Below are 12405 nucleotides of genomic sequence, written 5' to 3'. Positions count from 1 at the left end.
TTGACGATGGTGCAAAACAGCCGCGCCGTCTGTTCGGCGTCATAGATGGCCGAATGGGCGGCGGCATTGTCCCAGCCAAGCCCCGCCAGTTGCGCCGCCTTGGCCAGAACCGTCTGTCCGTATGCCAAGCCGGCGAGCGACACCGTATCGAAGACACTGAAGGCATGAAAGGGATTGCGCTTGTAGTCGTTGCGCTCCACCGCAGCCTTGACGAAGCCGAGATCGAAGTGCGCGTTGTGTCCGACCAGGATGGCACGATTACAGCCCTGCGAGGCCACGGCCTTGCGGATCGGATCGAGGATCTTCGGCAGCGCCTGGTGCTCGGCCATAGCGTCCCGGAACGGATGATCCGGGTCGATCTTGTTGAAGGCCAGCGCGCTCGGATCGAGTTCCGAACCGAGAAACGGCAGCACATGACAGGCGTGGGTGGCGCCGGGCACCAGCTGGCCGTCGGCATCCATGCGGATGATTACGGCGGCGATCTCGAGCAAGGCATGGCGCTGCGGATCGAAGCCCGCAGTCTCGACATCGACCACCACCGGCAAGAAGCCGCGGAAGCGTGCAGCGATGCCTTGGGGGGCTGAGTGTGGGTCTAGGCGTTGCATGCCGGCAGCATAAGAGCCTTATCCGTAAAAGCCAAACGCGAGCTTGGCCCGGGCTCTGTGCTACCATCGGTGGCGGGCCAATGGCGGCGCATCCTGATGCGGGAGTCCAGTGTATGCATAGAGCGCGGTTGCGCATCCTTCCCCTGCTGCTTGTGACGCTCGCGTTGGCGGCTGGATGCGGTTCGATTCCCAAGGAGGAGCGCGATCCGCGTGATCCTTGGCAGGCCTATAACCGGGCGATGTTCAAGTTCAACACGGACTTCGACAATGCCTTCTTCAAGCCGGCGGCGAAAGGCTATCAGGCCATCGTGCCAGAGCCGATCGACCAGGGCATTAGCAATTTCTTCAACAATCTCGCCGACATCAACTCGGCGGTGAACAACGCGCTACAGTTCAAGCTCTCGCGGGCCGGAACCGATGTCGGCCGGCTGGCGGTCAACACCACGGTGGGGCTCGGCGGCTTCTTCGATGTCGCCACCAACATCGGCATCCCGAGCTATAAGGAGGACTTCGGTCAGACGCTGGGCTATTGGGGCATCGGCGATGGCCCGTACTTCGTCATGCCGATCCTGGGGCCAAGCTCGGTGCGCGATACCGTCGGGTTCGCCGGCGATCTCTTCGTCGATCCGCTGTTCAATCTGAACGAAGACGAGATCTACTGGGGACTCGTGGCGCTGCGGGCGGTCGACACCCGTGCCGGGCTCCTCGAAAGCGGGGATCTGATGGACGAGGCCGCGCTCGATCGCTACGTCTTCGTGCGCGATGCCTATCTACAGCGTCGCCGGAGTCTGGTCCACGACGGCAATCCGCCCGCCGATGAAGACTACGATCTGTTCTGGGACGAGGACGCCATCGATCGGTAGGCAGCGAGGCGATACTCGCCCGGTCGCCGCTGTGCCTTGACGGCGACCGGGCTCGGCGTACTGCAATCGACGTTGGCCCGATTTAATTCGAGCCGCTGGTGGTGGTCGAGGGGCCTGAAGAACTTGAAGTGCTTGATGAACTCGAGGATTTCTTACCGCCCTTGCTGCGACAATAACCGCTGACCTGGATGCCGTCCTTGCGCTGATAGCTACCAACCCAGGTACAGTCATCCTGACGCTCGCAGTCGAGTTTCTCCATCCCCTTGCATTCGACTGCGAAAAGCGATTGCGAAAACAAAGCCAGGCTGAGGCTCATTGCCAAGAGAATGAAGTAACGGGTTGACTGGTGGTTCTTTTTCATTGCGCTGCAATCCTCCATAGTGACTGGTTCCACCCGCTTGGCGGATGTTGCGGAATCGAGCTGCACGCGTGGCCATCGATGGCCACGGGGCTGAGCATAACCAGCGATTGCAAGTGTGCGCAACCCGTTCGTGGCGAATCCAACCGCTGGCGCCTGCGTTGGACCTGGGCTTGTGGGCGGGTGTCGTCCGGTGATCAGGTCGAGCGTCCATGCGCATGATGGGCGCGCTAGCCGAGTGAAGCTCATTCCAAGCACAGCCCAGCCTAGCCCAGTTCAGCCCGGGATGAGTCAGCCTGATGCCGGGCATGCTCGAGATACCGCCGGTGCAGGCATGCGATACGGGGAGCGAGCGCGCTTGCCTCGCCGCGATTGTCGAGCACATCGTCGGCGGCGGCCAAGCGCTCGGCGCGGCTGATCTGGCTGGCGACGATGCGCTCGATCTCGGCGCGCGCGAGGCCGCTGCGGCTCTGCACACGCGCAATCTGGACCGCTTCGGGCACATCGACCACCAACACTCGATCGACCAGCGCCTGTTGGCCGGTCTCGAACAGCAGTGGAATCACCAGCAGCGCATAGGGCGCGGATACCCTCGCGGTCTCTTCGAGCATGCGCGCGCGGATCAGCGGATGCAGGATGCCCTCTAGCTGGCGCCGCGCGTCGGGGTCGCTGAAGACCCGGCCGCGCAACCGTGCTCGATCCAGGGCGCCGTTGGGGTCGATCATCTCGGCGCCGAAGACCGCCGCGATCGCCGGCAAGGCCGCGCCGTCCGCCGCGGTCAATTGATGCGCGATGGCATCGGCATCGCTCACCGCCACGCCGAGCGCGGCGAAGTGCTCGGCAACGGTGCTCTTGCCGCTGCCGATGCCGCCAGTGAGTGCGACACGATAGGTCATGGGTGCGCCCACTGAAAATAGGCCTCCGTCATGGTCTCGCCCCAGAGCAGGCTGATCCAGCCGGCCATGGCCAGGAAGGGGCCGTAGGGGATGGGCTCTCCGGCCCGCGTGCGGCCGCTGGCGATGAGCGCGAGGCCGACCAGGGCGCCGGGCAGCGACGACAGCACAATCACCTGCGGCACGGCTTGCCAACCGAGCCAGGCGCCGAAGAGCGCGAGCAGCTTGAAATCGCCCTCTCCCATGCCGTCCTTGCCGGTGGCGAGGCGAAAGGCGTGGAACACCAGCCAGAGCAGCAGATATCCGCTGGCGGCGCCGAGGATGGCCGAGGCGGGATCGGTGAAGGTGCCCGCGAGGCTCAGTAACAGGCCCAGCCAGAGCAGCGGCAGCGTCAGACTGTCGGGCAGCAGCTGGGTGTCGAGGTCGATCATCGCCAGCGCGATCAATCCCCAGGTCAGGATGAGCGCGGCTAGTGCCGCGTGCGTCGCGCCGAGCTGCCAGACCACCAGTACCGACAAGACCGCGGTGAGCGCCTCGATCAGCGGATAGCGCGGCGAGATCCGGCGCTTGCAGGCGCGGCAGCGACCGCGCAACAGCAGCCAGCTCAGGATCGGGATGTTGTCCCAGGGCTTGATCGCCGCGCCGCAGGACCAGCAATGCGAGCCGGGCCAGGCCAAGCCCAGGTGCGGTCGCGTGGATGCCGCTCGAGGGGGTGACGATGTCCGATGGGGCGCGGATGGCGCGGATGGCGCGGATGCCTCGGATGGCGCGGATGCCTCCGGCGAGTCGATCGCATCGGCCTCGGCGGGCGGCTCCGACCCGGCGGCGAGGAACTCCAGGCACTCCTGGCGCCATGCCTGTTCCATCATGCGCGGCAGACGCAGGATCAGCACATTGAGAAAACTGCCAACGAGCAGGCCGACCAGCGCGGTGCTCAGGTAGAGCAGGATCGGCGTCTGCTCGAGGACACCGACGAGCGTGTCGATGAGTGTGGCGATGGAGTCATTGGGCATACGCCTGTCCCGGCCCTAGATCACGGCCGCCAGCTTGAAGATGGGCAGATACATCGCCACCACCAGGCTGCCGACGAGGCCGCCGATCACCACCATGATCAAGGGTTCGAGCAGACTGCTCAAGGCATCGACGGCGTTGTCGACCTGTTCCTCGTAGGCATCGGCGACCTTGCCGAGCATGGCATCGAGGGCACCGGATTCTTCGCCGATCGCCGTCATCTGCACCAGCATGTGCGGGAACAGCTCGCGTTCGCGCATGGCGACCTGCAGGCTCTGGCCGGTGGCGACCTCGTCGCGCATCGTCGTCACCGCCTTGGCATAGACGACGCTGCCGGTCGCGCCCGAGACCGAATCCAAGGCCTCGACCAAGGGGACACCGGCGGCAAAGAGGGTCGACAGGGTGCGCGCGAAGCGGGCGACCGCCGCCTTGTGCCGCAGCGGGCCGAGCACCGGCAGGCGCAGCGCGATGCGATCGAGCGCATCGCGCAAGGCCTGCGAGCGTTTCCAGGCGGCGACGAGGGCATAGACCGACGCTGCGGCGCCGAGGGCCATCGGCAGCCAGTAAGCGCGCATGAGATCGGAGAGCGCGATCACCAACCGCGTGAAGGCGGGCAGGTCGGCGCCGAAGCTCGAGAACAGGGCTTTGAACTGCGGGATCACGAACAGCATGATCACCACGGTGACGATGATGGCGACGATGATCACCGCCGCCGGATAGAACATCGCCTTCTTCAGCTTGCCCTTGATCGACTCGGTCTTCTCCTTGTAGGTGGCGATCCTGTCGAGCAGGATGTCGAGGACACCGGCATGCTCGCCGGCCGCGACCAGATTGCAGACCAAGGCGTCGAAACAGGCCGGATGTTGGCGCAGTGCCGCCGCCATGCTGGTGCCGCTCTCGATGTCGCCCTTGATCCGCAGCAACAGCTCCCGCATCGAGCGGTTATGGTGGCCGCGAGCGACGATCTCGAACGCTTGCACCAGCGGCACGCCAGCGCTCATCATGGTCGCCAGCTGGCGACTGAAGATGCTGATATCGGCGGCCGTGATCCTCTTCTTGCCGCCGCCGAACAGCGGTTGCGGTTTCTTGCGCACCTTGAGCGGTTTGAGGCCCTGCCGGCGCAGCTCGGCGCGCGCCAGCACCGGGCTCGAAGCGCTTAGCTCGCCCTTGACGCGCGCGCCCTGCCGATCGATCCCTTGCCACAGAAAGACCGCGGTCTTGTGCGCGCGTTGCTTCATGCCGGCGGCGGCGACCCTCGGGGTCAATCCCGGGTCACGCGGTTGAGTTCGAGCAGGCTGGTGAGGCCCGCCTGGACCTTGTGCAAGCCGGATTGGCGCAGGTCGAGATAGCCTTCTTGCGCGGCCTGGCGCGCGAGGTCGAGCGAATTGCCGCCTTCCATGATGGTGCGCCCCATCGCGTCCGAGACCTTGACCACCTGGAACAGACCGATGCGGCCCTTGTAGCCGTCGGTGCAGTGCTCGCAGCCGACGGCCTTGTAGAGGGTCAGGCCCGCATCGATCGCTTGCGCGCTGAAGCCCTCTTCGCGCAGGGCCTCGCGCGGCAGCGTTTCCTCGGCGCGGCAATGCGGGCAGAGTCGACGCGCTAGGCGTTGCGCCATGATCAACAGCACCGATGAGGCGATATTGAAGGGCGCCACGCCCATTTGCGCGAGTCGCGTCAGCGATTGCGGCGCATCGTTGGTGTGCAGCGTCGAGAGCACGAGATGACCGGTCTGCGCCGCCTTGACCGCGATCTCGGCGGTTTCCTGGTCGCGAATCTCGCCGACCATGATGATGTCCGGGTCCTGGCGCAGGAACGCCCGCAGGGCGGCGGCGAAGGTCAGCCCGGTCTTGGCGTTCATGCTGACCTGGTTGATGCCGGGCACCTGGATCTCGACCGGATCTTCGACGGTGGAGATGTTCACGGCGGTCTGATTGAGCAGGTTCAGCGCCGAGTAGAGGGTCACCGTCTTGCCCGAGCCGGTGGGACCGGTGACCAGGATCATCCCATAGGGGCGGGAGATCGCCTGTTGGAAGAGGGCCTGTTGCTCGGGTTCCATGCCGAGCCGGTTGATGCCGATCTTGCCGCCGGCCGAGTCGAGGATACGCAGCACGACCTTTTCGCCATAGAGCGTCGGCAGGGTGTTGACGCGAAAATCGACCGCGTGCGCATAGCCGAGCTTGAGCTTGAGCCGGCCATCCTGAGGCACGCGCCGTTCGGCGATATTCATGCGCGACATCACCTTGAGGCGGGCGATCAAGCGCGCGGCGATGCTCAAGGGTGGATGGGCGATCTCGTGCAAGACCCCGTCTTGGCGAAAACGGATGCGGAAGGCGCGCTCGTAGGGCTCGAAGTGGATATCGGAGGCGGCGGCATTGATCGCGTCGCGCAGGATCTTGTTGACGTAACGCACCACCGGCGCATCGTCGACGTTCGACGCCGTCTCCATCGCCTCGCCGCTGTCGTCCTTGACGCCCTCGGCCTGACCGAGGTCGGCGTCGATGAGATCGGAGAGGCTGGTGTCCTGGGCTTGCAGGACCTGCTGGATGGCGGTGGCGAGCTTGTCGTCCTCGACCAGCACCGCGCTCAGACTCAGGCCGGTATTGAAGCGGATGTCATCGAGGGCCTGATCGTTGGTCGGGTCCGACACCGCGACGAACAGCCGATTGCCACGCCGCAACAGCGGCAGCGCGCGATGTCTTTGCACCAGCCGCTGATCGATCAGATCGATCGGCACCCGCAACAGATCGACGGCGGCGAGATCCAGCAGTGGCACTCCGAACGCCTCGGAGGCGGCCGCCGCGATGCGGTAGCCATCGAGCCATTTGTGCTCGACCAGATACTGCACGAAGGTCTGATGGCGGTTTGCGGCTTCCCGCTGCGCCGCCCGCGCCCGTTGCTCCGAGAGCAATCCATCCTGCACCAGGCGGCGCGCCAGGCCCGCCGGATTGATCGGAGACGCGGCGGTGGTCATCGGCAATCAGCGCTCGTGCTCGCAGGTCGTTGTCAACGGCTGATATTGAACGCGAGCCTGACGTTGTTGGCAACCAAGCCGTTATCCTTCTGTTCGCTCTCGTTGAGATAGAACTCCAGGATGGTTTCGCGATTCATCAGCATGTCTTCGGTGACATCCTCGGCGACCTCGTTGGCATGGCAAAACACGCTGACATAGGGCGAGGCCGGCTCGCGCGGGTCGGTGATCCAGAGATCGGGCGAGATATCCTGAATGAAACGCAGGAACCCGTAGCCCTTGTCCGGGAACCACTTGGTGCAGACCCCGCGCACACAGGAGCCGGACTTGCCCCATTCATTGCGTGGCTCGTAGGAGACCGGTAACAGGTCGGGGATCAGGAAGCCGGGCCAATAGGCATCGGCCTCTTGCTGTAGCGCGCGCGAGACGTTCTTGAAGCCGATCAGTTCGACGCGACAGCCGCGGTTCTGCAGGGCCTCGACGACCTGGAGGAAATCGCCATCGCCGGTGACCAGGATCACCTGATCGAGCTTTTCGGCCTGCAGCATGGCATCGACCGCCATGTCCAGATCGGCGTTGGCCTTCATCGAGATATTGCCGGCTTCGTCGGTGTACCGGCGCACATATTTGACCGTGATCTTCCAGCCGAAGTCGCGCACCATCTGCTGATAGCCGCGGCTCTTCTTCGCATACTCGGGATCTTCGCGGGCGCGTTCCGAATCGTAGGAAATATAGGTATTGAGGCGTTGCAGGATGCCGTTTTCCCGCGCCGCGAACCGTCGCAGCACGTCGTAACGCATCTGATAACCGCCGTTATAACGGACATTCTCGGCGTCGACATAGACGCCTACTCGCTGACATAAAGGCAATGAGATCGACCTCTTGAGACTGGGTGCCTACCAGGATTCCGTTCATGATGGGACGTCAGGTTGGACAGTGGCGATGCAATATCGCCAGGATGGGCGGCGGTGGTTGCCGCCAGGGAAACATGGCCGGTCGTGGCGCGTGGCGCCACGACCGAAGCCAAGATGGCCTATTGGTTGGCGCGATGATCGATCAGTTCCTCGACCACGCTAGGATCGGCCAGGGTCGAGGTATCGCCGAGGGTGTCGATCTCGTTGGCGGCGATCTTGCGCAGGATGCGGCGCATGATCTTGCCCGAGCGGGTCTTCGGCAGTCCGGGCGACCACTGGATGATATCGACCGTCGCGATCGGGCCGATCTCGGTGCGCACCAGCTTGACCAACTCCTTCTTGAGTTCATCGCTCGGTTCGACACCGGCCATGGTGGTCACATAGGCATAGATGCCCTGACCCTTGATGTCGTGCGGATAGCCCACCACGGCCGCTTCGGCGACGCCCTCGTGCAGGACCAGCGCCGACTCGATCTCGGCGGTGCCGAGGCGGTGACCGGAGACATTGAGCACGTCGTCGATGCGGCCGGTGATCCAATAATAGCCGTCGGCATCGCGCTTGGCACCATCGCCGGAGAAGTAATAGCCCGGATATTGCTTGAAGTAGGTGTCGATGAAGCGCTGATGGTCGCCGTAGACGGTGCGCATCTGACCGGGCCAGGGCCGGGTGATCACCAGCGCGCCCTCCGCCTCGCCCTCGAGCAGGTTGCCGGTACTGGCGTCGACCAGCGCCGGCACCACGCCGAAGAAGGGCTTGGTCGCCGAACCGGGCTTGGTCGGGGTGGCGCCGGGCAGCGGTGTGATCAGATGGCCACCGGTCTCGGTCTGCCACCAGGTATCGACGATCGGGCAGCGTCCATCGCCGACGACGTTGTGATACCACTCCCAGGCCTCCGGGTTGATCGGCTCGCCGACGGTGCCGAGGATGCGCAGGCTCTTGCGCGAGGTCTTCTTGACCGGCTCCTCGCCGGCACGCATCAAGGCGCGGATCGCGGTCGGCGCGGTGTAGAAGGTGGCGACATTGTGCTTGTCGACCACCTGCCAGAAGCGCGACATGTCCGGATAGTTCGGGATGCCCTCGAACATCAGCGAAATGGCGCCATTGGCGAGCGGGCCATAGACGATATAGGTGTGCCCGGTGACCCAGCCGACATCGGCGGTGCACCAGTAGACCTCGCCCTCGCGATAGTCGAAGGTGTACTTGTGCGTCATCGCCGCGTAGACCAGATAGCCGCCGGTGGTGTGCAGCACGCCCTTGGGCTTGCCGGTCGAACCCGAGGTGTAGAGGATGAACAGCGGGTCCTCGGCATCCATCGGCACCGCCTCGCATTCGGCGGCGGCGTCGGCGAGGGCCTCGTCGTACCAGAGGTCGCGGCCTTCGCTCCAGGCCACCTCGCCGCCGGTGCGGCGCACGACGATGCAGGTGTCGATGCTCGGGCACTCCTCGAGCGCCTTGTCGGCGTTCTTCTTCAGCGCCACGTTGCGGCCGCCGCGCACGCCCTCGTCGGAGGTGATCAGCAGCCGGCACTCCGAATCCTGGATGCGGTCGCGCAGCGAATCCGGCGAGAAGCCGCCGAAGACGATCGAATGCACGGCGCCGATGCGGGTGCAGGCGAGCATGGCGACGGCGGCCTCGGGGATCATCGGCAGGTAGATGCAGACGCGGTCGCCCTTGCTCACCCCGCGTGACTTCATCACGTTGGCGAGCTTACAGACCTCGGCATGCAGCTCGCGATAGGTGAGCTTGCGGTCTTCTTCCGGGTTGTCGCCCTCCCAGAGAATCGCCACCTGGTCGCCGCGCGTGGCGAGGTGTCGGTCCAGGCAGTTGTGGGAGACGTTCAACTTGCCGCCCTCGAACCAGCGGATGTGGACATCCTCCGGTCCGTAGCTGTAGTCCATCACCGTGTTCCACTTCTCGAACCAGCTGATGTGCTGTTCGGCCTGTTCGGCCCAGAAGCCCTCGGGATCATCGACCGAGCGCTGATACAGGCTGCGGTAGCGTTCTTCGTCGATCAGCGCCTCGGCGGCGATCTCGGCGGGGACGGGATAGATTTTCGATTCCGACATGATAGTGAGTCCTCCTCGTATTCATTCTTGCGATCATAGGGGGCAGCGTCGATTCCGCCTGTTTGGGCCCAAAAGGCTTAGCCGACGAAGTCTAACCCTTTCGCTCACGGGGCCGCCAGATCAGCGGTCAATGCGTTCCGCCAATGCGACCGTGTAATGGGCGCCCTGCTTGAGCTTGTCGTAGTTGCCGAAAACCTCTTCCAGGTTGCGCTTGATGAAGGCGCGCAGACCGCTGATGGTCACCAGATAGAGCTGGCCACCGGGGCGCAGGCGCGCATGGGCATCGTGCAGCAGGATCGAGAGCAGTTCCTTGCCGACCTTGGCGGGCACATTGCTCGCGATCAGATCGAAGCGCATCTCGGGCGGCACCTGCTCGAAGCCATTGCTCAACCGGCTGCTGGCGTTCTCCAGGCGATTGCGCGCGGCGTTGCGCTGGGCAAAATCGACAGCGACGAAGTCCTTGTCGACCATCAGGGTCCGCCCCTGCGGTGCCAGCGCCGCCAGCGTCAGTCCGATCGGACCATAGCCACAGCCGAGGTCGAGGCAATCGGCCTCGGGCTTGAGCCTGACATGTTGAAGCAGCAGGCGGGTGCCTTCATCGATCTCGCGCGGAGAGAACAATCCCCAGGTCGATTCGAGGCGCAGCCGTTGTCCACGCAGCTCGGTCTCGAACGAGATCGGCGCGCGCAGGGCCGCAAGTTGGTCAGGGGCAAGCATGCAGGAGAGGGTCCAGCGATCAAAAGCGCTTAGTCTACAGGGCTATCGGCGCTCGCGCGTTGGTTAAACTGCTGGATGAGGCCTGGGATCCGGGTTGTGCCGATGCTTGTTCCTGGGGCTCATGGCGCGGCGCCGGAAGCTAGGTCGCTTGTGATTCACGCCAACCTTGGGGGTTCGATGTCCGCTCTCGCCGGCCAGCTCGAGATCCGCCTTGAGGCGAGCAGCGGCGCGGTTGCGATCGGCTCAAGCCGTCCGCTGACCGCCGCGCGCGTCTTCGCCGGCAAGCCGCCTGCGGCGGTCGTGCGTCAGCTGCCGACGCTCTTCAGCCTCTGCGGGACCGCGCAGGCGGCGGCCTGTGTCAGCGCCTGCGAACAGGCGCTGGATCGCCAGCCGAGCGCCGCCGTCCTGGCCCGCCGCCAGGCCTTGGTGTCCGCCGAGACGATCAAGGAGCACCTGTGGCGGTTATTGCTCGACTGGCCGCGGATGCTGGAGCCCTGGGCCGAGACAATGCCCAAGCTCGATGCGGGCGCGCGCATCGATGCCAACGCGCATGCTCGCGCCTCCACTGAGGCCAAGGCCCCGTCGCCGGCGGCGTCTACTCTGTCTGCGATCGAGGCCAAGACCATGGCGCCCAAGACATCGGCAGCGTCCGCGATGCCGCGGGTGATGCGCGCGTTCATGGCCTTGCGTCGGACTCAGCAAGCGGGGGGTGACCCTTTTTCATTGCATACGCAACAGGCCGAGCAGGGCGCCGCCGCCGGTCTCGATCCGAGCGCGCTGCTGGACCTGGTCACCGAGCAGGCACTGGGGACAGCGCCAGACGCCTGGCTACAGGCGCTGGATAGCCCGGCGGCCGTGCGGCGCTGGGCTGCGCAAACGCGGACGCCGGCCGCTGGCTTGGTGCGCGCCCTGCTGGCGGGGGGGGTTGCCGACTGCGGCGCGAATCCGGTCGCGCGGCTGCCGGCAGCGCCTTGGCAACCGCTCGCCGAGGCGTTAGCGAACGCCGACGCCGATGCGTTCATCGCCACGCCGCGCTGGCAGCGAGAGTGCGCCGAAACCGGCCCCCTGGCGCGGGTGGCGGCGCATCCGCTGATCGCGGCCCTGCTCGCCGAGCACGGTAACGGCCTGCTCACGCGGCTGGTGGCGCTTCTGGTCGATCTGGCGCAGCGCGCGCGCGGCCTTGAGGGGCTGTCTGAAAATACCGCATTGGCCGCTCCAGAAGCCGGAAATCGGCTACCGCGCGCCGGCTTTCAGAAAGCGTCCGAGACCACTCTGGACGCCGGAATGGAAGACCGGGGCGGCGCGGTTCAGGCGTCGCTCGAAGATGCTGGCGAGTCGCTTCGGCCTGTAGTGGACGGCACCGGCGCAAGGGGGCGGTTACCGGGGCTCAAGAACGCGGTTGATCGTGACGAGACCCGAGGCGGCGTTGATGCTGGCGTCGGCATCGGCGCGGCCGAAGCCGCCCGCGGTCTGCTTGTCCACCGGGTCAGCATCGCGGATGGCCGTGTCGAGCGGTATCGGATCCTGGCTCCAACCGAATGGAATTTTCATCCGGCCGGCGTGGTCGCTCAGGGACTCGCTGCAATCGCGCGCGGCGGCGCCAAGGGGCCGGAGCTGGAACGCCTGGCTCGGCTCTACATCACCGCAGTCGATCCCTGTGTCGACTACCAACTTTCTGTATCCTGACGGTCAAAGTCGATCATCGTCTTCTGGACGCCGTCGGCGTCGCTCAGCCCTTCGGATCACCGCCTATGTGTCTTGCCATCCCCGCCCAGATCCTCGCGCTCGATCCGGCGGCCGACGCCGCCACCGTGTCCCTCGGTGGTGTGCGCCGGCCCGTCTCCCTGGCGCTGATCGAGGATGCCGAGATCGGCGACTTCGTCCTCGTCCATGTCGGCTATGCGCTGAACAAGATCAGCGCCGAGGAGGCCGAACGCACCCTGGCGATGATGCGCGAGATCGGCGAGTTGGCCGATCGGGCCGCCGAGCTAGACGACCAGGCCGCCG

At 65.2% G+C, this 12405-nt stretch carries 12 protein-coding genes; 3 read left to right on the top strand and 9 right to left on the bottom strand.

Annotated elements, in window-relative coordinates; genetic code table 11:
* Positions 1 to 605: ribonuclease T (gene rnt / locus ACLFQI_RS06750; protein WP_410758139.1), on the bottom strand; the 605-nt coding region annotated here is incomplete at its 3' end.
* Positions 606 to 733: 128 nt separating this feature from the next.
* Here rnt and ACLFQI_RS06745 point away from each other — a divergent pair.
* Entirely contained in the window at positions 734 to 1468 is a 735-nt protein-coding gene (locus tag ACLFQI_RS06745; protein ID WP_410758138.1) for a VacJ family lipoprotein, read from the top strand.
* An 82-nt stretch (positions 1469 to 1550) separates the two neighbouring features.
* Here ACLFQI_RS06745 and ACLFQI_RS06740 read toward each other — a convergent pair whose 3' ends face one another.
* The 8 genes from ACLFQI_RS06740 to ACLFQI_RS06705 all read right to left on the bottom strand — a co-directional run bounded on the left by ACLFQI_RS06740 (position 1551) and on the right by ACLFQI_RS06705 (position 10398).
* Entirely contained in the window at positions 1551 to 1895 is a 345-nt protein-coding gene (locus ACLFQI_RS06740; protein ID WP_410758137.1) for a hypothetical protein, read from the bottom strand.
* A 197-nt stretch (positions 1896 to 2092) separates the two neighbouring features.
* Positions 2093 to 2722 carry a dephospho-CoA kinase gene (gene coaE, locus ACLFQI_RS06735; RefSeq protein WP_410758136.1) on the bottom strand — a complete coding sequence of 210 codons (630 nt, stop codon included), beginning with the start codon at positions 2720 to 2722 and terminating at the stop codon, positions 2093 to 2095.
* Positions 2719 to 3732 carry a prepilin peptidase gene (locus ACLFQI_RS06730; protein ID WP_410758135.1) on the bottom strand — a complete coding sequence of 338 codons (1014 nt, stop codon included), beginning with the start codon at positions 3730 to 3732 and terminating at the stop codon, positions 2719 to 2721. Before ACLFQI_RS06730 ends, coaE begins: the two co-directional genes overlap by 4 nt.
* A 15-nt stretch (positions 3733 to 3747) precedes the next feature.
* Positions 3748 to 4968, bottom strand: coding sequence for a type II secretion system F family protein (locus tag ACLFQI_RS06725; protein ID WP_410758134.1), 1221 nt, complete (start codon positions 4966 to 4968; stop codon positions 3748 to 3750).
* A gap of 23 nt (positions 4969 to 4991) precedes the next feature.
* On the bottom strand, positions 4992 to 6704 hold the full coding sequence (gene pilB / locus ACLFQI_RS06720; RefSeq protein WP_410758140.1) for a type IV-A pilus assembly ATPase PilB: 1713 nt from the start codon (positions 6702 to 6704) through the stop codon (positions 4992 to 4994).
* A 32-nt stretch (positions 6705 to 6736) separates the two neighbouring features.
* A complete protein-coding gene (locus tag ACLFQI_RS06715) occupies positions 6737 to 7570 on the bottom strand; it encodes an NYN domain-containing protein (protein WP_410758132.1) in 834 nt (277 codons plus the stop codon).
* A gap of 164 nt (positions 7571 to 7734) precedes the next feature.
* Positions 7735 to 9681, bottom strand: a complete 1947-nt coding sequence (acs, locus tag ACLFQI_RS06710) for an acetate--CoA ligase (protein ID WP_410758131.1) — start codon at positions 9679 to 9681, stop codon at positions 7735 to 7737.
* Between the two features lie 120 nt (positions 9682 to 9801).
* Positions 9802 to 10398 (bottom strand): class I SAM-dependent methyltransferase, encoded by a 597-nt coding sequence (locus ACLFQI_RS06705; RefSeq protein WP_410758130.1) that lies wholly within the window; start codon positions 10396 to 10398, stop codon positions 9802 to 9804.
* A 177-nt stretch (positions 10399 to 10575) separates the two neighbouring features.
* Between ACLFQI_RS06705 and ACLFQI_RS06700 the strand changes: the two genes are divergently transcribed.
* Both ACLFQI_RS06700 and ACLFQI_RS06695 read left to right on the top strand, forming a co-directional pair.
* The gene (locus ACLFQI_RS06700; RefSeq protein WP_410758129.1) at positions 10576 to 12084 is read left to right on the top strand and encodes a nickel-dependent hydrogenase large subunit; all 1509 of its coding nucleotides are present in this window, start codon (positions 10576 to 10578) and stop codon (positions 12082 to 12084) included.
* Positions 12085 to 12149: 65 nt separating this feature from the next.
* Positions 12150 to 12405 (top strand): HypC/HybG/HupF family hydrogenase formation chaperone (locus ACLFQI_RS06695; RefSeq protein WP_410758128.1); only part of this gene is annotated, 256 nt, incomplete at its 3' end.

It is taken from the genome of Halochromatium sp. (assembly GCF_046541315.1).
Lineage (GTDB): Bacteria > Pseudomonadota > Gammaproteobacteria > Chromatiales > Chromatiaceae > Lamprobacter.
Note: the sequence above shows the minus strand (reverse complement) of the source record. Positions and strands in the feature narration are given on the sequence as shown.